Source organism: Sulfolobus sp. A20 (assembly GCF_001719125.1).
In the GTDB taxonomy this organism is placed as follows: Archaea; Thermoproteota; Thermoprotei_A; order Sulfolobales; family Sulfolobaceae; genus Saccharolobus.
The window spans coordinates 1,537,180-1,560,784 of record NZ_CP017006.1 but is presented as its reverse complement, the minus strand read 5'-3'; the positions used below and the strand labels follow the sequence as shown (position 1 = coordinate 1,560,784).

22 protein-coding genes are annotated in these 23,605 nt (G+C 34.7%); 13 read left to right on the top strand and 9 right to left on the bottom strand.

The features are described 5' to 3' along the window. The first annotated feature begins 160 nt into the window (after positions 1 to 160). Entirely contained in the window at positions 161 to 1,588 is a 1,428-nt protein-coding gene (locus BFU36_RS08200) for an MFS transporter (protein ID WP_069283314.1), read from the top strand. Between the two features lie 432 nt (positions 1,589 to 2,020). Here BFU36_RS08200 and BFU36_RS08195 read toward each other — a convergent pair whose 3' ends face one another. Beyond that, on the bottom strand, positions 2,021 to 3,280 hold the full coding sequence (locus tag BFU36_RS08195; RefSeq protein WP_069283312.1) for a Glu/Leu/Phe/Val dehydrogenase: 1,260 nt from the start codon (positions 3,278 to 3,280) through the stop codon (positions 2,021 to 2,023). Positions 3,281 to 3,966: 686 nt separating this feature from the next. Between BFU36_RS08195 and BFU36_RS08190 the strand changes: the two genes are divergently transcribed. The 3 genes from BFU36_RS08190 to BFU36_RS08180 all read left to right on the top strand — a co-directional run bounded on the left by BFU36_RS08190 (position 3,967) and on the right by BFU36_RS08180 (position 6,942). Continuing rightward, positions 3,967 to 4,368 (top strand): vitamin K epoxide reductase family protein, encoded by a 402-nt coding sequence (locus tag BFU36_RS08190; protein WP_069283310.1) that lies wholly within the window; start codon positions 3,967 to 3,969, stop codon positions 4,366 to 4,368. 362 nt (positions 4,369 to 4,730) lie between these two features. Next, entirely contained in the window at positions 4,731 to 6,245 is a 1,515-nt protein-coding gene (locus BFU36_RS08185; RefSeq protein WP_069283308.1) for an acyl-CoA synthetase, read from the top strand. A 175-nt stretch (positions 6,246 to 6,420) separates the two neighbouring features. Beyond that, the gene (locus tag BFU36_RS08180) at positions 6,421 to 6,942 is read left to right on the top strand and encodes a class I SAM-dependent methyltransferase (protein ID WP_069283306.1); all 522 of its coding nucleotides are present in this window, start codon (positions 6,421 to 6,423) and stop codon (positions 6,940 to 6,942) included. Here the strand turns inward: BFU36_RS08180 and BFU36_RS08175 are convergent. The 4 genes from BFU36_RS08175 to BFU36_RS13855 form a co-directional block, all read right to left on the bottom strand. Continuing rightward, positions 6,925 to 8,157: an amidohydrolase family protein gene (locus BFU36_RS08175; RefSeq protein WP_069283304.1), complete on the bottom strand. Its 1,233-nt coding sequence runs from the start codon at positions 8,155 to 8,157 to the stop codon at positions 6,925 to 6,927. The genes BFU36_RS08180 and BFU36_RS08175 overlap by 18 nt on opposite strands. A gap of 1 nt (position 8,158) precedes the next feature. Next, positions 8,159 to 9,439 (bottom strand): MFS transporter, encoded by a 1,281-nt coding sequence (locus BFU36_RS08170; protein ID WP_069283303.1) that lies wholly within the window; start codon positions 9,437 to 9,439, stop codon positions 8,159 to 8,161. 271 nt (positions 9,440 to 9,710) lie between these two features. Beyond that, positions 9,711 to 10,505, bottom strand: coding sequence for a hypothetical protein (locus BFU36_RS08165; RefSeq protein ID WP_069283302.1), 795 nt, complete (start codon positions 10,503 to 10,505; stop codon positions 9,711 to 9,713). Positions 10,506 to 10,671: 166 nt separating this feature from the next. Beyond that, positions 10,672 to 10,818, bottom strand: coding sequence for a hypothetical protein (locus BFU36_RS13855; protein WP_156770067.1), 147 nt, complete (start codon positions 10,816 to 10,818; stop codon positions 10,672 to 10,674). Positions 10,819 to 11,068: 250 nt separating this feature from the next. Here BFU36_RS13855 and BFU36_RS08160 point away from each other — a divergent pair, with 250 nt between their 5' ends. Next, positions 11,069 to 11,845, top strand: a complete 777-nt coding sequence (locus tag BFU36_RS08160; protein WP_069283300.1) for an MBL fold metallo-hydrolase — start codon at positions 11,069 to 11,071, stop codon at positions 11,843 to 11,845. Positions 11,846 to 12,048: 203 nt separating this feature from the next. Here BFU36_RS08160 and BFU36_RS08155 read toward each other — a convergent pair whose 3' ends face one another. After that, on the bottom strand, positions 12,049 to 12,585 hold the full coding sequence (locus tag BFU36_RS08155) for a class I SAM-dependent methyltransferase (protein WP_231961095.1): 537 nt from the start codon (positions 12,583 to 12,585) through the stop codon (positions 12,049 to 12,051). Positions 12,586 to 12,744: 159 nt separating this feature from the next. Between BFU36_RS08155 and BFU36_RS08150 the strand changes: the two genes are divergently transcribed. The 3 genes from BFU36_RS08150 to BFU36_RS08140 all read left to right on the top strand — a co-directional run bounded on the left by BFU36_RS08150 (position 12,745) and on the right by BFU36_RS08140 (position 15,035). Then, complete coding sequence (locus BFU36_RS08150; RefSeq protein WP_069283298.1) at positions 12,745 to 13,701, top strand: acetamidase/formamidase family protein; 957 nt, start codon at positions 12,745 to 12,747, stop codon at positions 13,699 to 13,701. Between the two features lie 240 nt (positions 13,702 to 13,941). Beyond that, the gene (locus BFU36_RS08145; protein ID WP_069283295.1) at positions 13,942 to 14,652 is read left to right on the top strand and encodes a creatininase family protein; all 711 of its coding nucleotides are present in this window, start codon (positions 13,942 to 13,944) and stop codon (positions 14,650 to 14,652) included. After that, on the top strand, positions 14,649 to 15,035 hold the full coding sequence (locus BFU36_RS08140) for a putative metallopeptidase (protein ID WP_069283293.1): 387 nt from the start codon (positions 14,649 to 14,651) through the stop codon (positions 15,033 to 15,035). The genes BFU36_RS08145 and BFU36_RS08140 overlap by 4 nt, the downstream gene beginning before the upstream one ends. A gap of 343 nt (positions 15,036 to 15,378) precedes the next feature. Here the strand turns inward: BFU36_RS08140 and glcS are convergent, their stop codons facing one another. Beyond that, complete coding sequence (gene glcS / locus BFU36_RS08135; RefSeq protein ID WP_069283291.1) at positions 15,379 to 17,073, bottom strand: glucose ABC transporter substrate-binding protein GlcS; 1,695 nt, start codon at positions 17,071 to 17,073, stop codon at positions 15,379 to 15,381. A gap of 327 nt (positions 17,074 to 17,400) precedes the next feature. Between glcS and glcT the strand changes: the two genes are divergently transcribed. The 3 genes from glcT to glcV are packed head-to-tail and all read left to right on the top strand — an operon-like array spanning position 17,401 to position 20,171. Further along, on the top strand, positions 17,401 to 18,258 hold the full coding sequence (gene glcT / locus BFU36_RS08130; protein WP_069283289.1) for a glucose ABC transporter permease GlcT: 858 nt from the start codon (positions 17,401 to 17,403) through the stop codon (positions 18,256 to 18,258). Then, positions 18,255 to 19,106, top strand: a complete 852-nt coding sequence (gene glcU, locus BFU36_RS08125; protein WP_069283287.1) for a glucose ABC transporter permease GlcU — start codon at positions 18,255 to 18,257, stop codon at positions 19,104 to 19,106. Before glcT ends, glcU begins: the two co-directional genes overlap by 4 nt. A gap of 3 nt (positions 19,107 to 19,109) precedes the next feature. Next, positions 19,110 to 20,171 (top strand): glucose ABC transporter ATP-binding protein GlcV, encoded by a 1,062-nt coding sequence (glcV, locus tag BFU36_RS08120; RefSeq protein WP_069283012.1) that lies wholly within the window; start codon positions 19,110 to 19,112, stop codon positions 20,169 to 20,171. A gap of 6 nt (positions 20,172 to 20,177) precedes the next feature. Here glcV and BFU36_RS08115 read toward each other — a convergent pair whose 3' ends face one another. Continuing rightward, entirely contained in the window at positions 20,178 to 21,521 is a 1,344-nt protein-coding gene (locus BFU36_RS08115) for an MFS transporter (protein WP_069283285.1), read from the bottom strand. Between the two features lie 157 nt (positions 21,522 to 21,678). Between BFU36_RS08115 and BFU36_RS08110 the strand changes: the two genes are divergently transcribed. Next, positions 21,679 to 22,815: an MFS transporter gene (locus BFU36_RS08110; RefSeq protein WP_069283283.1), complete on the top strand. Its 1,137-nt coding sequence runs from the start codon at positions 21,679 to 21,681 to the stop codon at positions 22,813 to 22,815. Positions 22,816 to 22,839: 24 nt separating this feature from the next. Here the strand turns inward: BFU36_RS08110 and BFU36_RS08105 are convergent, their stop codons facing one another. Beyond that, a complete protein-coding gene (locus BFU36_RS08105; protein WP_069283280.1) occupies positions 22,840 to 23,253 on the bottom strand; it encodes a hypothetical protein in 414 nt (137 codons plus the stop codon). 34 nt (positions 23,254 to 23,287) lie between these two features. On the opposite strand from BFU36_RS08105, the gene BFU36_RS08100 reads away from it, so the two are divergent. Then, positions 23,288 to 23,479, top strand: a complete 192-nt coding sequence (locus BFU36_RS08100; RefSeq protein ID WP_069283279.1) for a hypothetical protein — start codon at positions 23,288 to 23,290, stop codon at positions 23,477 to 23,479. The last annotated feature ends 126 nt before the right edge of the window (positions 23,480 to 23,605 follow it).

The following is a 23,605-nucleotide window of genomic DNA, read 5'->3' as shown; positions in this document are numbered from 1 at the left end:
TATCCACATAAATATTAATAAAAATCTTTAAAATAAGAATTTTTCTCTTTTCGTTTAAATGAAACGTATTTTAGGATTTCATACTCAACTTTTGATTATATATCTCTTTCAAAAAGATATATCGAAAAATTTATTTACCATTAGCTTACTACTTAGATTTATGAGCTATAGGGGTGCAATGAGGACATTAGCCACTCTTTCCCTTATGCTAATTGTCGTAAACTACGTCGAAACTATGGTTATACCAGCATTACCTAAGATAGAGGATCAGTTTTCAGTTTCAGCTACTACAGTTGCATGGATTACGTCCGCTTATCTTATTGTAGGTGCAGTTGCATCTCCTATATTCGGTAAGTTGGGCGATAGATATGGTAAGAAGAGAATATATTTATTGGCAATAGGCTTTTACTCTTTAGCTGTATTACTAGCTGGCTTTTCAACTAATATATATATGTTAATATTTGCAAGGGCGATACAAGGTTTAGGATTTGCAGTCTTTCCGATAGCTATAGCAATCATAACTGATCTCTTCCCTAAGGAGAGGGTAGCCTGGGCTCAAGGAATTCTAAGTGCTACTTTAGCATTAGGACCGGCATTAGGACTTCTCATAGGCTCGTATATAGTCGAAGATTTAGGATGGCCTTACGCCTTTCACTCAGCCTTCGTACTCTCACTAATACTATTATTCCTTTCCATGAAGTTTGTTGAAGATATACCTTCAAAGACCAAAGAAAGGATTGATTATTTGGGAGCTACATTTCTAATGATAAGTGTAGTATCATTTTTAGTTTATTTGACCGATGGTCCTAATTCTGGTTGGCTGTCATTTAGCCAAATCGTTTTGCTAATAATTTCTATAATTTCGTTAGGAGCTTTCATAGGGGTTGAAAGAAAAGCAATAGAGCCTCTAATGAAATTAGATTTATTTAGGATAAGAAACATAATGGTGGCTAACGTTGCTGGTTTAATTTCGGGTATAGCAATGTTCCTAATGTTCATAGGGCTTACCTATTATGCTCAATTACCAACACCTTACGGACTAGGTTTATCGATTATTGGAGCTGGTCTATTGATGGCTCCTGTTGCATTGACTATGATGGTTGTTGGACCAATTGTTGGTAGGTTAATTAATAATGTTGGTCCTAAGCCATTACTAATTTTAGGCTCCTTAATAGGAGTAATAGGCTTCATACTTCTAAATACTTTTAATAGCACAGACGATCAAGTGCTAATGGATACGGTAGTGGCATCAGTAGGCGTAATTTCGATAGTGATACCACTGGTCAACATGGTTGCTGTCTCTCTCCCTGAGGAGCAACGAGGAGTAGGAATAGGTATGAATACATTAATAAGAACTATCGGAAGTTCTATTGGTCCAGTTATTGCAACAGTGTTCATGGATACTTATACAGCGTGGATTGTTGATATTGTTAATAATCAGTTCATTCCAATAGCGTCAGTACCTTCATTTACAGCGTTTCATTGGATATACATTACCGGAATGGTGTTAATGATCTTGAATTTAATAGTTTCACTAGCGACTAGGAATTACGTTATTAAGACAAGTGTTAGAACTGCTGGACATTAGTTTTTAATGAAAATCTTTTTATAAATTTCCAAGTTGCATTGCAAGATGATGATAGGTTTTTCCTTAAAGAAGGGAATGATAAAATGCCCATAAACCTTTTTTCTAGGCATCAAAATAGAAGTTAGTAAGATTATATCCTCAAAATGGCTTAGCATTAGCATGACGCCAAATCCCTAAAATACTTACTCTATACTTAGCATTATTAGACAACTTCTTATCCACATATACTCCTTGTTGATTTCCTCCAACCCCTTAAGGTTACCTTAGGGCATCTAATTGTTTCCCCTCATCGATTCTCACATAAGAGGCAGTCAAGAGGCTCAAGTAACCCCTCCCATCTACATCTAAAATTGGCTTTAAAAAACATAATTTGTAGTGTGATATTATAAACAAAAAGTCTCTAACAAATAAGTTTAATATAAAATTAAAGAACTACAATAAACTCCTAGCTTTCATTGCGCTTACAACTCTATCAACAGCTAGAGCCATAGCAGCTGTTCTTAAGTCGTGGTCTTCCATCTTTCTTTGATGATATTCATAAAGTGTGCTAAATGCATTAGTCATTCTATCTACGATTAGCTTCTTAGCCTCTTCGTCCTTTATTATTTCACCCATTTTATTGTTAGCCCACTCTACATAACTCCCTACGACTCCTCCCGCATTTGCTAAAATGTCTGGTATAACAACTATTCCTCTTTGTTTCATTATATCGTCGGCATCAGCGGTTAAAGGTCCATTAGCACCTTCAACTATGATTTTAGCTTTAACCTTTGGTGCATTAAACTTATTTATAACGTTCTCTATAGCTGCGGGTATTAATATGTCACAGTTAGAGATCAGTAGTTCATCATTAGTTACTTTCTTACCTTCAGGATAGTTTACTACGCTTCCGGTCTTATCTCTAATCTCCATCGCCTTCTCTGGATCTATCCCATTTTCATTAATAACTCCTCCTTTTGAATCGCTAATTCCGATGATCTTTGCACCCATTTCATGTAGGAACTTAGCAGCAAAGGATCCTACATTTCCATAACCTTGTATAATTACTCTAGCTCCTTCAATTCCTCCAATGTACTTCTTACTAGCTTCCTTAGCTATAGTAGCTACTCCCAGCCCAGTACTGTATAATCTAACTCCAATCCCTCCTAACTCGACTGGTTTTCCAGTAAATACGGCAAAGTCAATTCTTCCAGTAATTTTGATATACTCGTCTAGAAACCACGCCATTGTTTGAGGATTAGTATTAACATCGGGTGCAGGAATATCTAAGTCACTTCCTAAATATTTATATATAGCTTGTATATACTTTCTAGATAATTGTTCTATTTCGTCTTTAGTTAATTTTTGAGGATCAACCCTAATTCCTCCTTTTCCTCCTCCATAAGGTAGTAGTAAGAGGGAGTTCTTCCAGGTCATTATCATTGATAGTGCTACTACTTCGTCCTCAGTTACGTTAGGATGGTATCTAACTCCACCCTTATAAGGTCCTAAAGCAGAATTATGCTGGCTCCTCCAACCCATAAAAGTCTTTATTTTTCCATCAGATCCCCTTATTTGTATTTTGACTTGAATAACTCTTTCTGGCTTAGACAAGGTATCTAAAGTTTCATTATCTAAGCCTAAAATTTCCCCTACCTTATACAATTTCTTAACTTGTTGAGTATACAAACTAGAACTGAGAACTTCTTCCATCATTATCTTATTGGAATAGTAGATTATAAATTTATTCCAACTTTATTTTAAAATCTTTGGTATATAGAATTACTTATAATGAAGAAGTCAAAATGATATAAAGTAAGGATATATTAAATGTTATTCTACAAAAATGTAATAGAAACTTTTTATTCGTCATCGCGTTCTAAAATAAATAATTCAGTATAATGTGTATCTTAACTGTAACTTTTCATTTTATCATATATTTCTATGATTTAACGCCGTTCTGTAGAGGATAAAATTTAGTATAAAAAGTTTTCATGACTATTCTCATACTTATATATTGAATTTATGTCCTTCTAATCTGAAATATTATTGAAAAGAAGCTCATAATGGTTGATTTTACGCCCTCATAATAATAAGTTTTAAACCTACTCATATATTCAATTATATTCAATTATAATTTTCTATTTATTATACTCCTTATGTCATTTTTACGCTTTTACAATTTTGTACTCATTTCTCGATCAAGACATATTCCAACTAAATTGTTTATTTGGTATTATAAAAGGGGTTTAGAAAAGACTTATGGTAGTTATCATTGGTGGGTAATTTAACTATAGCTTACAAAGTTGAGGAAAGCCTCTTTGGCGGGAAGGAAGTCAGGGTAACTGTCAAAAAGATTCATACGAGTCTTTAAAAATCACGATGTATTTGATTCATTAATGTCATCAAGATCGTTAACCCTCGTCTTCGTTTTACTTTCAACAATAGGTATACTAATCTCTTCTTATTTAACATATGAAACATTGTTTCAAACTCATCTAACTGGATACTGTAATGTCAACTCCTATGTTAGTTGTAGTACTGTAGCATCAAGTCCATACTCAAGATTTTTCGGCATACCTGTTTCTGTTTTAGGATTAGCTTGGTTTATACTAATGATGTCACTTTGGATGATAAAGAGGGAATTAACAATTTTCCCATGGGTGGTAGGTATTATCTTCGTAGGATATCTAATTTATACTGAAATTGATCTAATACATGCTATTTGTATTTACTGCACTTCAGCACACGTGATAGCAATTATCATGGGATACTTCGTAATCAAAGTATCTCGTTTTTGATTCAATTATTAACTTGTATTTTAAATATTCATTCTCAAAGAAACGAATATCATGAACATTAATAAATTTCCTAGATAATTATGAACAGTCTTTAGAAGACGTTATATCCTTATAAGATAGTTGCTCATCGGTAATTCTCTCAGTCAATAAATTTTAAAATAAAAAATTAATGGAAAAAATACTGTAACGTGCTTATAAGAAATAGACTGATTTAATAAGCTGGATTCGGTTAATATTTTCATAACCACGTAGCACCAATATGAAAGACAGCTAGCATATGGAAAATTTATAATATTTTCATACACATAGCCAGATAAATGTTTCATTATATCTTTATATTTCTCCGTATACAATAAAATAATATGACATCTTATAGCGAAGTGAAGGAGAAATTTAATTTGAGAGAAGCTATAAATTTTGTAAAGGAAGATAATCCAGTATTTTCCTTAACTTCTCATGAGGGAGAGGCAGTAATAAGGATATCTAAAGATGGAAGAGAGAAAATAACTTTTTATGACCTAAAAATTAAGGCATTTAAGTTAGGGCTTTACTTAAAGGAAATTCAAGGAGTAAAGAAAGGAGACGTTATATCAGTTTTGGCTTCTAAGAAAATAGAGCAGATTATTGTCCTATTAGCAACGTTAAGTATAGGAGCTATATATCAGCCACTATTTACCGCATTCGGACCTAAAGCCATAGAAATGCGAATTAATGATATTAAACCTAAGGTTATATTCTGTCAAGATGATCAAAAGGAGAAAATATCATGTACTCCTTTCTCTAAACTAGATGATATGTTAAGTTACGGAGAATTAAAAGAGCCAAATAAGACCTCTTGGGACGATCCGATAATTCTCCTCTACACATCTGGAACTACTGGTCTTCCTAAGGGAGCGTTAATATCGAAGAGACTACTTCTTAACACATATGTTTATATGAAGTACGGGATAGGGCTGAGGGAGAGAGACGTTTTTTGGAATCCAGCAGATCCGGGCTGGGCATATGGACTATATTATGGGATTATTGGTCCTTTGCTCTTTAGAAAGACAGTAATCTTCCTTGATGAACCGTTTCAGCCAGATAGGACAATGGAGTTTATGGAAGAGAACAAGATAACTAATTTCGCGTTTGCTCCTACAGCATATAGGATGATAGCTGGGACTGTGAAGAAGAAATATGATTTAGTCTTAGAGAGAGCTAGTTCTGCGGGAGAGCCTTTAAATCCAGAAGTAATAAGGTGGTTTAAAGATAACTATAACGTTATGATCAAAGATCATTACGGTCAGACTGAAGTAGGAATGGTAGTGTACAACGGTTGGGGATATGATGCTGAGGTAAAGATCGGTAGTATGGGTCTACCTGCTCCAGGCTATGATGTTGACGTGATAGACGACATTATCGCAGTAAAGAGAACTTCTCCAGGTTTTCATTTTCTAGGTTATATAAATAACCCTGAGAAGACTAAAGACTCATTTAGGGGAGATTGGTATCTAACTGGGGACAATGCATACAAGGATTCCGATGGATACTTCTGGTTTGTAGGTAGAAAAGATGACGTAGTTAAGATTTCTGGATATAGAGTTGGTCCGTTTGAGGTAGAGAGCGTACTATTAGAATTTCCAGCAGTTCTTGAGTCGGCAGTAGTTGCAGATGAAGATCCTGTAAGAGGTCATATTCTTCATGCGTACGTGGTATTGAAACCAGGTTATGAACCAAACGAAAAATTGAAAGATGAGATAATGAAGTATGTCTCTACTAAATACTCTAAGCACGTACATCTAGAAAAAGTGGACTTCGTCGACAAATTACCCAAGACTGAAAGTGGGAAAATACAGAGATATTTATTGAGAAGGAAGATCACGGAAGAGAAAAGATAACACTTACATTCTTGTCTACACTATTGAGGTGATGCATTGATTTAAAACATTGCGATAAGAATTTTACTTCATCTATAGGGAGTACAAGATTTTTAAACCTTTTATCTTTTTGATAAAACTTACACAGAACTTAAAACCATTAATCTTTATATTTATTCATGGTCTATAATTTTTAATGCACGGCCATTTTTATCCCCCAGAAGAGTTTAGAAGGAAATATGAGAGACCAGAAGAGTTCTTACCTAGTGTCATTACGAATAAGGGCGTTGTAATAGTAGACTACGGCTGTGGTAATGGATTTTATTGCAAATATCTAGTTCAGTACGCATCTAAGCTTTATTGTATTGATGTTAACGTTATAGCCTTAGAAGAAGTTAAGAGGAAAATTAGTAATGCCATTACTCTTACGGACTCAAAAACAATCGAAAATAAATCGGTAGATTACATCTTGTTCGCTAATTCGTTTCACGATATGGAGAACAAGGAGGAAATAATTAACGAGGTGAATAGAATACTTAAGGATGATGGAAGAGTTATAATAATTGATTGGAAAAAAGAAAATACTAATTTCGGACCCCCAGTCAGTATAAGGATGAGCGAGAAAGAATACCTATATTGGTTTAAGGGATTTAAGATCGTAAAAAGGTTCAATCCAACACCTTACCATTATGGTCTAGTTTTAGAGAGAATCAGTTAATCGTTTATTTTCAACTACTAAACTACCATCTTTTATGACGTGAACAACCTTGGATATATCCCTAATATTTTCAGAAGGATTACCGTTAATTACAATAATGTCAGCTGGTCTTCCAATATCTATAATCCCAGCGTCATTTCCTATTGCAATTGCTGAATTATACGTTGAAGCCCTTAATGCCTCTACGTTAGATAAATTACCTCTTTCTACGAGTAATACAGTTTCCATCCAATTCTTACCCATGTCAATTTCATCTAAACCAGTCTCAAACCCTAGATCAGTTCCATTAATGATTAACACTCCATACTCTTTAGCCTTTCTAACAACTTCAGCTACACTTTCTCTGACTGAATTTATCTTTTCTAGTCCCCACTCGTCAACGCCTATTTGTTTACCATATTTATATATTAATTCTTGAATAGTTAAAGTAGGTGTCAAGCTAACTCTCTTTTCTACCATTAACTTTAGAGTATCATCACGTAGTAAAGTACCATGTTCTAAAGTTTTTACACCCGCTTCGATAGCTATTCTCGCCCCTTTATCACCATGAGCATGTGCAGCAACATACGTATTTACTTTCTCAGCCTCATTAACTATTGCCTTAATTTCCTCATAACTTAGTTGAGGATTTTCTGGTTTGTCCCGCTGTGACAGTACACCTCCAGTAGCGAATATCTTTATGAAATCAGCTCCTTCCCTTAACACTTTTCTTGAAGCATGGATACACGACTCTACACCGTCACAAAATTCAGAGAAGCTTAAGGCTTTGGAGAACTCTAGTGGTAAGTCATGGCTTAATTCACCGTGGCCAAAAGTTTGTGAAATTGGTCTTCCAGCTGCAATGATCTTAGGTCCTTTGATTATTTTCTCATTTACAGCCCTTTTTAATGCTATTGAAATACTCTCTCCACAATCCCTAACCGTAGTGAAACCTGCTAGTAGTAATCTCTCTAACCACTTTGAAGCTCTCAAAACTCTGTACTCAGGTTTCTCAAACATAGTTTTCAGCAGACTTCCTCCTTTGACTCCACTTAAGTGTATATGGGCATCTATTAAGCCTGGCATTACAAACATATCCTTGGCATTAACTTCAACTTCAGCTTGTTTATCTTCTTTAGAAATTTCCACAATTTTCTTATCTTTAATATAAATGTTAAACTTACCTAATAGTTCTTTTCCGGTAAATAATTCCCCTCCCTTAATACTTATATCCAATTTAGCTCACCTTTTCTTGACCTTCAAAAACTATGCCTTTAGTTTCCTTATATAAACTATAAGCTATTAATGTAACTATCATTCCAGCAATTCCCCAAAACACTGGAGCCAGCTTATATCCAGTGGCAAGAATTAGATAAGTAGCTATAAATGGAGTAGTTCCTCCAAATATTGCGACACCTACATGATAGTCAAAAGATAGTGCAGTATATCTCACTTTGGTAGGAAACATCTCTGCTAATGCAGCAGCATACGCTCCCGTGCCCATTGAGCCTATGATTGAATAGATCACTTGTGCTAATACAATCAGTGAGAATAGACCAGTAGAGATTAGGAAAAAGTAAGGATAGACGAAAATAAGCAATCCTAGGGCTGTAGCAATCATCATGGGTTTCCTCCCTACCTTGTCTGCAATTTTTGCAAAGACATATATTGCAATGATTTCTACGACGTAACCTATCACTAATGCTAATGACACTAATCTAGCTGGAACTCCGATAATGTCCTCTAAGTATGAGGTAGCAAAAACACTAGTAGCATAAGTGAGCGTGGTTCCACCTACTATAAAACCTAATCCTAATAATATTCTTCTCCAATATTTTTTGAAAGCCTCAGCTAACGGAATTTTAGATACCTCATTAGTATCTCGTATTCTCTTGAATACCGGTGATTCGTTAATCTTTAGTCTAATAATGATACCTATAATTGCTATGAAAGCTCCTATTACAAATAGAATTCTCCAACCTATTGAGGAAAATGATGGTGGAGACATTAATGACGAGAATATAAATATAAGCCCAGTAGCCATGAGCGGACCTATACCTTGGGCCATCTGAGCTATTCCTACATAAGTAGCTCTTTCTGATGGTTTAGCGAACTCAGCAGTTAAGGTTATCCCTCCTCCGAATTCCCCGCCTAGTGAAAACCCTTGAAGGAACCTCAGCAACACTAATAGGGTTGGGGCAAGAATGCCCAAAATAGCATAGCCTGGTAATAGACCGGTGAAAAGAGATGAAAGTCCCATTATACTCATTGTGAGGATCAGAGTATATTTCCTGCCTATCTTATCACCTAAATGTCCAAAAACTATAGCTCCTAGAGGTCTGCCAGCAAAACCTGTAGCAAATGCAGCGAAAGTAGCTAAGAGTGATGCTATCTTATTAGATGATGGAAAGAATAGTTGAGCTAATATACTTGCTACGAATCCAAATATTAAAAAATCATAAAATTCAAAAGCAATCCCTATACTTGATGCTATTGAAACTTTTACCTCTTCTTTCATGCAATCGTCTTAAGTGTTTCTCATTTATATTCATTAATTGGGTGATCATTAAAACTTTTTAATCTATTTTCCAGATTCTGGTACTTTATAACTTGTTAGTGTTGTACTTTTTTCATGAAACGAGGATTCATTAAGATTGTTAATAACATAAATTATTTAGATTGGTTGGACAAAATTTATGTATATTAAACATCTGTTAGCAAAAAATCTTAATATCTAAAAGCTATTTTAACGTAAAAATTAGACAACATACTGCATTCGCTTAAATCTCTCAAGGTAACTCGTTTATTATATAAGTAAAGAACGTGAATGATTGAGGAGTCTCGGATTGTATGAAGACTAAATAATTATCCTTAATTCCCACAGTATAATAAACTGAACCATAGAAGCTCGTGAAGCTTATATTGAAATACTTTGCATTGTCAAAAGTGGAAATGGTTACATTCTTACCGGCAGACGATAATAATTGATTAAATAGGTTACTAATATTTGAAGATACAGCTAAATCAATATATGTGAAAGTTTTGTTATATTCTATTGATTCAAAATAAAGCGTATAATTTCTCGTTGTTGCATTTCCAAACTCCAATAGTGTGATGTTTTCCTTGACTGGGATTAGCAGAGGGTTAAGCGTAGGAGATAAACCTTTGCCACTCCTCAGCGAGCTCAGTTCCAAATTTTCTATACTCTTAAGATTTATTGGCGTTGAATTACCAGTGATATTTGCTGTAATCAAGTACTTCCCTACCTTAATTCCTTGGATATTAGTAGTAGAGTTAAGGAGTAATACAGTGAGAGTTATGGTTTGATTACCATTCTGAATGTATTCTTGGTATAACGTTATAGCACCAGGATATTGACTATATACTGCGTTGCTAAAGTTCTCTTCTAGAATACCAGTTACATTCCAACCACTTCCCAGAGCAGGGGTAATTTGATCTTGAGTTGGAAAGACAACCTTTGATATATTTCCTTGCTGAGTTATTAAAAGATTCCTTTCCAAAAATAATATGCCAACTACAATTAATACAACAGCTATTATTGCAATAATTATTTGATACTTCATTATTTAATCTATGTTCTTGAGTATAATAAATTCATTGTTAGCACACATAAAGGTCACTGAATAAATTAAATCGATTTTATGAGTCTAATTCAATAAATTATATCCCTAAGTTCTTTGTTATTTTAATATAAATAAAATCTTTTCGAGAGCATGTATCTTGTATCCGTTAATTAAGAGTTAAATACCACCTAAAAGCACTTGATGAACTTTTTAATGCTATGGAGGATTTCTCCTTCATGGTTGCTAGTAGACCATAAGTAAATTCTGGGTTGAAACCAACTTGTCTCTCCATAATTAGAGTATCAACTCCCATATTACTTACTGCGTCATACTTACAAAAAACCTAAGTATTCTGACTTCCTCCCCTTATAGGTCTCCCTTAACGATTGTCATATGACAGTCAAGAGTGTAGGAGAGCCCCACCCATCTGCATATAGAGTTGGCTTCAACGATTTTATCATTCCTGCCATAAACGGCGAGGCTTTTCCACATTTTGTAAATTCTAGGACCGAAATGTGACTTTTAACATAATCTTTTTTATTGGTAAATAATTCTTAATACTTATGCCTTGTAGAGGTCTTCACGCAGTCCCAGCTGGTCCTCCAGAATTTCCAGAGATTGTTACAGTTTATGTAGTTTGTGGGGATAAAATGAACGTAATGATAGATGCTGGAGTTTCAAACTCAATCATGGATTCATCTTTTCTCGACAAGCTGGACTTAGTTATTTTGACGCACATTCACATAGATCACATAGGACTACTGCAAGAGATAATTAATATGTATAAGAACGTTAAAATCTTGGTGAAAAGCGGTTTTAAGAAATATTTAACCTCTGATGAGGGCGTTAAGAGACTTAACGAATCAGCAAGAAATGTCTTAGGAGATCTATATTATGTTTATGGAGAGTTCACTAAGATAGAACAAGATAAAGTCATAGAGGTTGATGGAGGAGAAAATTTTGATCTGGGAGAAGGGAGAATTTTGCAAATTTATCATACTCCAGGTCATGCTAAGCATCACATTTCAGTAATGGTTAACGATGTATTATTCACCGGAGATAGCGCAGGAGCTTTCTTTAATGGTGTGGTAATACCAACTACACCTCCCCCATTAGATTATGATGAATATGTCAATAGCCTTAAATTCCAAATAAACTTGAAGCCTAATATGGTAGGATTAGCTCATGGTGGCATTGTTAGTCCCAACGTGTTAAGCCGTCATCTGGAACAAATGATTAACAAAGATTTTAGTATAGGAGAAATAGACATAGGGGGTACAGCAGGGGAAATACTTAGGAAACAAATTGAGGTTAATCTAAGAGGGCTAAAGGTAATATAAGGTCAGCACTTAAAGGATTCATCAATCGTTCAGTCTGGGGAGTTCTCCTCACCACGTTTAATTGTGACGATTCGAGCTAAAAAACTTAAAGGTATTTCAAAGTTGAGGAAAGCCTCTATAGCGGGGAAGAAGTCAGAAAACTAGAGTCTAATACAAGCGTCTCATAATTTACTCTATTATATACTATAATCAACTATCGAATATTAGTCAGTTCTTTTCATATATAATACTAGTGCCGTAAACACTCCATCCCTTTTAATTAAACTGTCTGGAAATAAGGAGAATAATTCTTTTGATGTAATATTTCTAGGATCAGAACCAAAGCCCTTTCTTATGGTAATAAAGGCTAAGCCGTTAGGTTTAAGAACCCTTTTTATTTCCTCTGCTAACTCTTTATGTAGAACTGTGCAACATAAAACGTCCTTTGATAACAAAAAATCAATAGTGTTAGATGGTATCTGCGATAAATCCCTAGAAACTATTGTCTTCACATTATTGATATTTAACCTTTCTAATTTTCTCTGCAACACCTTTATCTGCTTTTCATCAGAGTCAACAGCATAAACGAATCCTTTATCTCCAACTTTTCTAGCGATAGGAATAGTGTAAAATCCAGGGCCACATCCATGATCTAGAACGGTCATCCCACTCTTAATGTATTTTAATACCTCATTAACGTTATCAAATATTTTCCTTATCGGTAGGGATAATAAGAATGGGCTAATTTTTCTATCTTCCATGTCTCTTACTAATCCTTTATTGTTATTTAAATTTTTTCGAAAAATATTACATAATCTAGGGAGCATGAACTGGCAAAGGCAAGCCATTTAGGAAGGAGGTCAGTATTAAAGTATTCGAAAACTTCCAAACTTATAAGGTTGAAAAGGTAATGAATATCGATGCAATACACTATACATGCTATAACCCACAATAAGTGGGATAACTCATTACAACCTATAATGAGTATAAGTGATGGGGACATTATAACAGTAGAGACTAAAGAGGCGTCTGATGGTCAAGTAACTCCATCATCTATAGAAAAAGATTTACTAAAGCTTGATTTCTCCAGAATCCATCCACTAACTGGACCTATAGAAGTAAAGAACGCTGAGCCTGGAGACGCTTTAGAAATAGAGTTCCTAGAGTTTAAGAATAAAGGTTGGGGATGGACCGGAGTTTTGCCAGGATTTGGATTCCTCGCCGATGAGCAATATACTTCACCAATAGATGTTTTAGGGCCTGCCTTAAAAATATGGAAGGCTGATGATAATTATGCTTACGCTAAATTTGGTGATCTAGAGGTTAAAATACCGTTGAATCCATTCCCTGGAGTTATAGGCACGGCTTTACAAACTAGAGGGAAGCTTAGTACTATTCCGCCTAGAGAAAATGGAGGTAATATGGATATTAAGCATCTAACGGTTGGGACTAAATTGTATTTACCAGTTTTCGTAAAAGGAGCTTTATTATCAGTGGGGGATACGCATTTAGCACAAGGCGATGGAGAAGTTTGTGGTACAGCAATAGAGGCTCCAATGGAAGTAACTATGAAGATTAAATTACTGAAAAATGTAGGATTATCACAACCCGTGTTCGTAACTAAAAAGGTTAAAGAAACTGAGTATAATGAATACATAGCCTATCCAGGTATCGATAACAATTTATGGATAGCATCGAAAAAGGCTATAAAAGGTATAATTTCGATCTTAAGTAAATATATGACTCCAGTGGAGGCTTATATGCTAGCGAGCGTAGCTGTGAACTTAAGGGTTAGTGAAGTAGTTGACGTACCTAACTGGATAGTAACAGCGTATTTACCTAAGGATATATTCAATAAGGAAATCGAAATATTGTAATCTTTTATTAAATTATTTAAATATATTTTTATTAGACTCTAAATTTAATCTACATGTCCTTGAATAATTTTCCTAAATCTTTAAAGATTTAGATGGAAAATTGCTTTAACAATTTACGTTATTCTGTTCAAGTTAATTGAGATCCTTAGTGTTACAAGATGAGGAAAGCTTGACCATTCATGCCAGAGAGAAAGTTGGAAAAAGCAACAAATAAAAACGTCCTATAATGTATACATATCAATGAAGTTAGTGGAAATAACAAAAGATGACATAAGGAGTGATTCGGTAGGAATTATTCCGATAGGAAGCATCGAGCAACATGGTCCTCATCTACCTCTAGGCACTGACGGAATTATTGCAGAATATATTTCTGTCAAAGTAGAAGAGGAGTTAAAGGATAGGGTACTTTTATTTCCCACAATATTCTATGGAGTTTCCATCGAGCATAAGGGATTTCCTTTCGTTACGCTGAGTTTTGCAACAGCAATTTCCCTAGTAAAAGACATTTTGTATAGTGCGAAAGATAACTTAGGTTTAACAAGATTTGTTATAGTTAACGGTCACGGAGGTAATAATTATTTTTTACCGTTAGTTCAGAGGGAATTTAACATGAATAATGATAAAGCTAAGGTGCTAATCTTTAACGTATTTGACGATAAGGATAAGGAAGTCTTCAAGGTTAATGATCTTCATGCAGGCAGTATTGAGACATCAAGGATATATGTAATTAACAAAAGTTTAGTTAAAATAGATAAGATAAAGGAGATAAAGGATTATAACGTTAAAACTGGAGTTTTCACCTTATATCCTTCAAAAGAGGGAAACATATATGGTGTGTTAAATGATGGAAAGCCGATCATTATTGATGAGCAACTAGGAGAAAATGTATTAAGACAGAAAATAAGAGAGTTAGTGAATGTAATTCTATCCTTTTCTAGTGATAAGATATGATAAGTTATAATAGGGCTATACAAGAAGAGGAACTAGTTAGGGATATTATCATCACGTTAAATCTGAACTATATCGATGTTGATAGAGTTAGAGTTGTGTACTCAACTGGTAGTAAAAGTAGAGCAATAGCTAGAATCTGGAGTATTCCTAAGGTTATCATAAACGCATTTGAAATGAAACCAGTCTATGTAATAGAGCTAATATCTGAGAGATTCTTAAAATTAAGTTACGAAGATAAAATTAGAGTCTTGATACACGAAATTCTTCACATCCCTTATAATTTCACCGGTGGGCTTAGAAGTCATGGAAGGAAAGTTAACTCTAGAGAAGTTAATAAATTATATAAAAAATATTTTAAATTAAAGGCAAAAAACTCTTCTTAACTTAGCTGGTAGGTAAAGGTGCTACAACCTTCTGTTTTCTAGCTTTTCTCTGTTGTATCATAGTTTTCTCATATTTTTCATAACACATAGTTAATTGTTTGTCTTGATAACTTATAAATATTCCTTATTAATGAATTAAGTTTTAGTTAAATACACTTCAAATCTTTTTTATACTACCTCGCCATGACTTAACGTATATATTATATTCAATTTCAGTAAATTTATTGAGGATAGTAATTATATAATTATTTAGAAGCGGTTGGCATCAGTTTAAATTGAATTAGAAGAATTCCATACTGAGTTAGAAAAGTATAAACAAAACATAAATAGAAAAAAATCTTATTTATAATTTGATTAATCTTACAATCATTTCCTTGCTTATGAATTTTTTGTTTATTAATACTTCAGTTGCCAATATTGTTGAGCCTAATAGTATTAGTATTAGTGGTAAGCTTGATGTATCACTATTTACGCTTTTACTACTCTTTAACCCATATGCCATTGGGTTCATTACCCATGGTGGATAATAGTTTGCGAATGGATGGTTTGGAAATCCTAAGTATCCTAAGCCTAGTTTTGCTGCTGCTAGCCATTCACTCTCCTCTTCATGCATTGCTGAGACTAGTGTTGAGTTCCAAGCTGATAAACCTGCATTACCGACTTGTTGTAGTGTTAGTAATCCAGAGTCTATTTGTGCGAAGACATCATCAAATACTCCACCATCAGATAATTGATATACGAAGTCTTGAGGATTCTTAGAATCATTTATCAACTGTTGATAATCATACCATTGAGCAGGAGTGTTGAAGTAATCAGTGGCGTTCTTATAATATGTTACAGCCTTCCACTTAGTCCATATTTCCTGCCCTTGGTATGATGACCAGAAGTGGGCTAGTTGTAGAGCTTGTTGTTCTTGAGGACCTACTGGTATGCCTATGGAGTCAATTACTAGTGCATAGTAGTTTTGTGTTCCTGGGAATGGGGATTCTATTAGTGTTATGCTTGTGTTGTTTATGTATTGTGGTAGTGGTGGGTATGCTGATGTGTTTAGGAAGTCATATGCGTAGTTTGTTAGCCAGTTTCCATTTGCTTGGAATGCTACTTTTCCTTGTACGAGTAGTGTTAGTCCTTGTGTCCACGTCATTGATTGCCAGCCTGGGTAATCGTAGGATGTGAAGTTTAGGAACCAGTAGTTGGTCTCGTTTATTAGTTTTTGGACTGTAGCGTTGTTTAAGTTTATGGTTCCATATATCATTTCGTCATATAGTTGTGGTCCAGCTAGGGATAGGAATATGTCTTCCCATAGGTTGAATTGGTCCCATCCCCCGTCTCCACCGGGTATTATCCATGGGTGAATTCCGTGGTTTGCCAACTGTACTGTATCATAAATTAGTGTACTCAAATTGTAGGGGAATGGTAAATTATACTCCCTTAATAACTGAGCATTAACATATAATAATGCTCCTCTATGAACATTTACTGGAATAGATAACAATGTTCCATTAAACGCTCCTGCTTGTAATACTTCGTATACTGCATTGTTGAATAGTCCCCATTGTTGGGCATAGGGTGTAACGTTAACAAATGAATTTACACCATTAGGCGCAGCCTCAACATAACTAATCATTTCCGGACCAAAATGTACCTGAAACGCTGCTGGTGGTTTTCCAGCTTCTATTAGAGCTAATATTGCGTATTTAGCGTTTGTCCCACCAGCTCCAGGCACAATATAGGGTTGCATTTGTAATCCAGTAGCGCTTTGGAATGCTGGTACTAAGTGTTGTAGGGCTATTTTTCCTTCTGTTGCCCACCATGTGTAGAATACTATTGGTCCTGTTGTGCTTGTTGTCACTACTGGTGTTGTTGTGCTTGTTGTTATTGTGCTTGTTACTGTTGTTGTTACTATTGTTGTTGTTGGTTTTCTTGTTAGTAGTACTCCTGCTACTGCCCCAATAACTACAATTATTACTACTACAGCAACAATTATAGCTATTTGTGTTGATGATAAACCCTTAACTAAACTATAATTATATTTCATGGTAAGATAACGTATGAAAAAAAGATTAATAAAACTTATGTTTAACTATTAAAGCATCAATGTTTAACTATTGAGGCAAATGAAATTAATTATAATAATCTAGTATGTAATTGCATATGCTAATATCTGTATTAAAAGTATAGTTGAATTAGTTCTATTCTTGAGATCTGATTTATCATACTCTTTTAGATTCCAAAAAATTTTTACGATGGCATTAGATCATTTACAGACCTCTTAATGTTTATGTTTCAGTCTTGTTGAAGTTTTTCCTACTATCCGTACACTTAGAAAATACATTTATACCCCTAAAAAATAAAAATTATAATTATGAAGAGGGGTACTGTAATTTTAGTTCTTCCTACTGCAATATTTTCTGCAATATTATTATATCTAGTTTTATGGAACGCAGCGATGTCATTTATGAATTGGTCTCTCTTAAATCCTAAGCCCACACTAGTAGGATTGAAGACATTTATAACGGTTGCGAGTTCATTTGAGTTCAAGAATTCTTTAATCCATTCCTTAGAATTGTCAGCTATTTTAGTCTTAGTAGGTAATGCTCTGGGTATATTATTAGCAGGTTTGTTATACTTTTTGACATCAAATAAAGCTAGATCAGTATTTCTTTCAATCATAATATATCCTCTTGCCATATCAATGGCTGTAAATGCATTAATTTGGCTATGGCTGTATAATATTAACATAGGTATAGATTGGTTATTCGTCAAAATAGGTTTGCCACAATTCCCCTGGTTATCATCAACTTCTACAATGTTTCCAAGCTTAATTATCGTGTCAATATGGGCTTATACTGGAATTGCGGCGTTATTCTACTTAGCCGGTTTCATGAATATTGATAAGACGATAGTGGAGGCAGCCAGGTTGGATGGCGCTAATTCTTTTAAGATTTTATATAAGTTCTTAATTCCTAATTCTACAAACTCATTTATCATATCGACTGCCCTATTGTTCTTATTTTCATTTAGAATATTTAGTCTGCCTTACATATTATCTGGAGGACCTACTAATGTTTTCCTCCAAACTTTAGTAGTCTATATGTATTACTTATTCACTGTAGAATTCTTCTCTCAAGCTACAGCAGTTGCCACAATAATAACAGTGATAGCTTCGATCATTATAATACCGTACGCTTTAATCATAATTAGGAGGTGGATAAGGAGATGAGGCCAGTCGTAAAGGCCACATTACATTACCTAGCATTAGCAATAATAAGTGTGATATGGTTAATACCAGTCTATGCAATGCTCATAAACGGATTTAAGAGTAATTTAGAGGTATTATCTAGTCCAGTATTAGCGCCTCCGACTAAATTTTCAATAAGTGCTTATATTACAGTTATCAGTGCATTATCGAAACCGTTACTTAACAGTCTAATAGTCGTAATTCCAACTTCATTAGTGTCAGCGTTTCTAGGTGCTATGGGTGCATATTTCTTCTACACTCTCTCTTACTCCTTTAGTAGGTTTTCCTCAACAATAAGCGATGTATTATTTTCCTTAATAGCATTAGCGACTTTCATACCTTATCAAGCTACCTTAATACCCCTAACAAGGTTAATAGTAAGTATGGGTATTTTAGATAGTTATATAGGCATAATTTTTGCCATGCTAATATTTTACATCCCTACTGGAGCATTGTTAATGTCAATGTTTATTTCCGTGATACCCAGAAGTTTAATAGAAGCTGCTAAAATGGACGGAACTGGAGATTTAAAGATATTCATGAGGATAGTGTTTCCTCTCTCTTTGCCAGGTTTTATATCAACGTTAATATTCATTATAATACAATCATGGAATAATTTCTTCATACCTCTAATTTTGGTTACAACTCCGGGTATGAGGTTAATCTCTGTAGCCGTAGAATCGTATACTGGAGGATATGGCACGTTATATAATGACACATTCGCTGCTGCTATGTTAGCGAGTATAATACCACTAGCAATATTTATATTCCTTGGAAGATACTTTATAAGAGGGTTAATTGCCCTAGGAGGAGGAGGTAAGGGGGTGTGATGTTTGGTTAGGATTGTTGCTAGGAGTATTAGTAAGGTTTTTAAGAGGGGTTCTGTTGTTGCTTTGGATAATGTTAGTTTGGTTGTTGAGAGTGGTTCTAGGTTTGGTGTTTTGGGTCCTAGTGGTGCTGGTAAGACTACTTTTATGAGGATTGTTGCTGGTTTGGATGTTCCTTCTAGTGGTGAGCTTTTGTTTGATGATAGGGTTGTTGCTTCTAATGGTAGGCTTGTTGTTCCCCCTGAGGATAGGAGGATTGGTATGGTTTTTCAGACTTGGGCTTTGTATCCTAATCTTACTGCTTTTGAGAATATTGCTTTTCCTTTGACTAATATGAGGCTTAGTAGGGGTGAGATTAGGAGGAGGGTTGAGGAGGTTGCTGAGATTTTGGATATTTCTCATGTTTTGGGTCATTATCCTAGGGAGTTGTCTGGTGGTCAGCAGCAGAGGGTTGCTTTGGCTAGGGCTTTGGTTAAGAATCCTTCTTTGCTTTTGTTGGATGAGCCTTTTAGTAATTTGGATGCTAGGATGAGGGATAGTGCTAGGGCTTTGGTTAAGGATGTTCAAGGGAGGTTGGGGGTTACTTTGCTTATTGTTAGTCATGATCCTGCTGATATTTTTTCTATTGCTGATAGTGTTGGAGTTTTGGTTAAGGGTAGGCTTGTTCAAGTTGGTAAGCCTGAGGATGTTTATAATAATCCTGTCTCTGTTGAGGTTGCTAGTTTGATTGGTGAGATTAATGAGTTGGAGGGTAAGGTTACTGATGAGGGTGTTGTTGTTGGTAGTTTGAAGTTTCCTTTTGTTGGTGGTTATAGTGGGGATAGGGTTGTTGTTGGTGTTAGGCCAGAGGATGTTAAGTTGGCTAAGGATGTTTTGAGTTTGGATGATTGGGTTTTGGTTGGTAAGGGTAGGGTTAAGGTTGTTGGTTATCAAGGTGGTATGTTTAGGATTACTGTCATGCCTATTGAGGGTAGTGATGAGATTGTTACTTATGTTGATCATCCTTTGAGGAGTGATGAAGAAGTTTTAATATATGTTAGGAAAAATTCAATAAAAATATTCAAATAAAATTTTTTATTGTTTTGTCGCGCTAACCTCTTCTGCCAGTTTGGTTCCTAATGTCTCTGGTCCTAAATACTGTCCTATGCCTACTAGAACTGCACCTATCATTAATAGTATTGCAGTAGAGAACCACACATTTGTCGGAGTGTCGATACCTTTAAAGAGATAGTTGTGCATTAAAGGTACGTAGATACTAAACCAACCTCCGATAAATATCCCTGAGGAGTATCCAAATCCTACTCCAGAAGCCCTCATAGAAGCCTTAAACCTTTCTGATAAATAAATTGGTATTATTCCCCAAGGACCTTGAGTTATTATTCCTATGAGGATAGATGCAATTGAAGCTAAAATTAAGTTACCAGAGGAAGCTGAGGTAATCAAAAGGTAATACACTGGAATTGAAACTATGAACGTCATGATAGCCCAAATAATTGTTAGTCTCCTTCTTCCTACGTACTGAGATAAAGCACCGAAAAGAATAGCACCTATAAAGGCTGCATAGGTTCCATAAGTATATACATTAACTGCTGTAACGTAAGGCAATTTAGAAGGAGCGTGTTCTAAAATGGCTGGTACAAATGCAAATAGGCTATAGGCGAAGAAAAACATACCAGTCATGTAGAGCATCACTTGGAAAAAGTCTCTTCTATAAGGTTTTCTAAACAAGTCGAGGAATGGAGTCCTCCTCACTAAATTTTTCTTCTTAACGTCTTCAAATACTGGTGTTTCCTTCATTGCTAGCCTAATAGCTAAGGCCAGAAACGCTGGTACTAATGCAGTTAAGAAAATATATCTCCAAGCAAATTCTTGTACTCCAGTAGTACCATAAATGGCTAGGAATATACCCTCTACAACTGCAGCTAATGCAGCACCGAATGAGAAACCGCCTTGAACTATACCGCTAACTAGACCTCTCCATTTAAATGGAGTCCATTCCATCGCAAATGGGTGTCCAGCAGAATATTCACCACCGGCAAATATTCCTACTGCTATTCTAATTATTACAAATAATATAAATGATAGTATTCCTGCTTCCGCATATGTTGGCAAAGCAGATGTTATGGCACTAGCTAAGCCCAATCCTATGACAGTAATTATCAGATCAGCTCTCCTTCCTATCTTATCTCCCAAATTTCCAAATATTGCTGAACCTAATGGTCTGAATATTATTGTAAGAGAGTATGCTAAGATCACATTAAACGTTGCCAGGAGGGGAGACTCTGGAGGTAACAGTACTTTGGCTAAGGTCGGAGCTATAGTTAATATCATAGTTAGATCGTAGGAGTCTAAGAGGAAACCTATGAATTGAGATACAACCGCCTTGACTGAATCCGAATTAAATCCTTGTGGCTCCATAATTATAAAAATGATTCTGCTTAATAAAAATCTTTATACTAAATATGAAAGAATCGAATTTATTTCTGGAATCTCTAATTTAAGGACTATTTGAAACTTCATTAAGAGTGGAGAAGTAATTTTATTATTTAATATTCTTTCTGAAAATGGACGTGAAATGCATGATATAAATAAGGTAGCCTTGATTGGTGGCTTTAGAGCTTTAGGTGGATCAATAATTTGGCCGTTCGTAGGTTTCGCCTTGTTTAAAGTGTATGGATTCTCATTATCCTTCGTTTCGGCATTTTACTTATTGCAAGCGTTAGTAAACGTAATTGCCTCAATCTCTGGAGGTATTATAGTAGATTATGTAGGAAGAAGAAATAGTATGACTATTTCTATAATACTCTCCTCTTTATCTTTATTTCTAGCATACTTAATAAACAAATCCATTTATGTCGTATCATTGGTATTAATTCAAACCTTCTTCAATACAGTTTATAACGTGTCGTCCACGACGATAGTAGGAGATTTATATAAAGGAACTAGTAATCTAGTTAAGGCATATAGTAGGCAAAGAGTCGGTATAAATGCGGGATGGGCTTTAGGACCTTTAATTGGTGGTTATATCTTTACCTTTTATGGCTTTAGAACCTTGTTACTAATATCCGCGTTGATAGTGTTGCTAGTTATACCACTTGTTAGATTGTTGCCAGATTTTAAAGGTCTAGGGAAGAGTATCCTAGATTTTAATGTGACAAAGGACTTCATAATTTTTCTGATACCTACATTTTTAACGTTTGCAATAATGGGTCAGTTAGGCTTTTCTATACTTACGTATTATAACTCACTCCTGCATTTCACAGAATTTGAAGTCGGTATATTATTTGCTATAAACGGATTGTTAATTGTTGCCTTCCAAGATTTGATGGGAAGGCTAATAGAAAGTAAGATTAGACTAATAGTTTTAGGAATGATAATCTATGGTTTTGCGTATTTTGCGATAGCTTTTGTGACTAATATTTATCTAGCATCAATAGATATAGTGTTTATAACTATAGCTGAGATGATAGTTTCTCCTATTTCACAAGCCTTAGTTAATTTGATGGCTAAAAGAGAGACGAGAGGTAGGCAGGTTGGATTATATAGCATGGTAACTGGATTAGGAAGAATAATTGGATCATCAGTATCTAGTGAGTTATTGAACTATTATTTATATTATCCAGTAACTTTATGGGGGGTTATATCATCATTTGGGTTTGTGTCAGCAATTCTTTATTACTTTTTCTTGAGGAAAATGAAGAATCTCATGTGAACATGTTATTTATGGTTTTTAATATTATACACTCTTTAATTTTCCCAAGTTCTTTCTCAGTAACATTATAACAAGAATTAATATACCTATTACGTCATCTATAGGAACGTTATAGTACACCGGATAAAACCACGACCAAGAATAAGGTAAATGGAAGTCTAATATCCAATAAACTATATCTTCTATTGTCGAGCCATAAATTAAGTACCATATTGTCTCTAATGATATAAGCTTCTGAGAAGCTAGATAGGAAGGGAAGGAGAACAATAGGATGTATAGGACTCTGTAGAAATAGAGAGATACAGTAGGTGTAAAAATACTTTTCATCCAATATGGGGAATTTGGTATAGCTGAGGGATCCCATCTCATCCCTAGTTCTAATATACTATATATTATTGCGAAGATCGTCATTATTATTATCCCTCTTTTATTTATCATAAGTTTATATAAGTCCGTCAACGAATTAAAAATTATGTTAAATGCTGTGAAAGAAGTGGTAAATAAGTACGATAATGAGGCTTCAGTTGAAATTATTAATAGGAAAGATGGTTATATCGAAATTAAGGTGAGAAGTTATAATAAATATTGTGATAAAGCTAAAATATGGATATCACTCCATGAAATGTTCAAGGATATGGATAAGGTTATTATCGAAGTACTATGATCACGATTGCTAATAATACAACCAAAAATGAGTATATATAATCGAAGTTAAATTTTGTTAAATTTATTAGAATGCTATGATTAATTTTTGAAGTTAGAAGAAAGATCAGTTCTCTAGTTATAGTAG

Excerpts from the sequence above, each read along its gene's own strand:
- BFU36_RS08110 (WP_069283283.1), top strand. The coding sequence starts at position 21,679 with ATGCATGATATAAATAAGGTAGCCTTGATTGGTGGCTTTAGAGCTTTA.
- BFU36_RS08145 (WP_069283295.1), top strand. The coding sequence starts at position 13,942 with ATGAAGTTAGTGGAAATAACAAAAGATGACATAAGGAGTGATTCGGTA.
- BFU36_RS08160 (WP_069283300.1), top strand. The coding sequence starts at position 11,069 with ATGCCTTGTAGAGGTCTTCACGCAGTCCCAGCTGGTCCTCCAGAATTT.
- BFU36_RS13855 (WP_156770067.1), bottom strand. The coding sequence starts at position 10,818 with ATGGGAGTTGATACTCTAATTATGGAGAGACAAGTTGGTTTCAACCCA.
- BFU36_RS08150 (WP_069283298.1), top strand. The coding sequence starts at position 12,745 with ATGCAATACACTATACATGCTATAACCCACAATAAGTGGGATAACTCA.
- BFU36_RS08100 (WP_069283279.1), top strand. The coding sequence starts at position 23,288 with ATGTTAAATGCTGTGAAAGAAGTGGTAAATAAGTACGATAATGAGGCT.
- BFU36_RS08115 (WP_069283285.1), bottom strand. The coding sequence starts at position 21,521 with ATGGAGCCACAAGGATTTAATTCGGATTCAGTCAAGGCGGTTGTATCT.
- BFU36_RS08195 (WP_069283312.1), bottom strand. The coding sequence starts at position 3,280 with ATGGAAGAAGTTCTCAGTTCTAGTTTGTATACTCAACAAGTTAAGAAA.
- glcU (WP_069283287.1), top strand. The coding sequence starts at position 18,255 with ATGAGGCCAGTCGTAAAGGCCACATTACATTACCTAGCATTAGCAATA.
- BFU36_RS08165 (WP_069283302.1), bottom strand. The coding sequence starts at position 10,505 with ATGAAGTATCAAATAATTATTGCAATAATAGCTGTTGTATTAATTGTA.
- BFU36_RS08170 (WP_069283303.1), bottom strand. The coding sequence starts at position 9,439 with ATGAAAGAAGAGGTAAAAGTTTCAATAGCATCAAGTATAGGGATTGCT.
- BFU36_RS08190 (WP_069283310.1), top strand. The coding sequence starts at position 3,967 with ATGTCATCAAGATCGTTAACCCTCGTCTTCGTTTTACTTTCAACAATA.
- BFU36_RS08180 (WP_069283306.1), top strand. The coding sequence starts at position 6,421 with ATGCACGGCCATTTTTATCCCCCAGAAGAGTTTAGAAGGAAATATGAG.
- BFU36_RS08105 (WP_069283280.1), bottom strand. The coding sequence starts at position 23,253 with ATGATAAATAAAAGAGGGATAATAATAATGACGATCTTCGCAATAATA.
- glcS (WP_069283291.1), bottom strand. The coding sequence starts at position 17,073 with ATGAAATATAATTATAGTTTAGTTAAGGGTTTATCATCAACACAAATA.
- BFU36_RS08185 (WP_069283308.1), top strand. The coding sequence starts at position 4,731 with ATGACATCTTATAGCGAAGTGAAGGAGAAATTTAATTTGAGAGAAGCT.
- BFU36_RS08200 (WP_069283314.1), top strand. The coding sequence starts at position 161 with ATGAGCTATAGGGGTGCAATGAGGACATTAGCCACTCTTTCCCTTATG.
- BFU36_RS08140 (WP_069283293.1), top strand. The coding sequence starts at position 14,649 with ATGATAAGTTATAATAGGGCTATACAAGAAGAGGAACTAGTTAGGGAT.
- glcT (WP_069283289.1), top strand. The coding sequence starts at position 17,401 with ATGAAGAGGGGTACTGTAATTTTAGTTCTTCCTACTGCAATATTTTCT.
- BFU36_RS08155 (WP_231961095.1), bottom strand. The coding sequence starts at position 12,585 with ATGGAAGATAGAAAAATTAGCCCATTCTTATTATCCCTACCGATAAGG.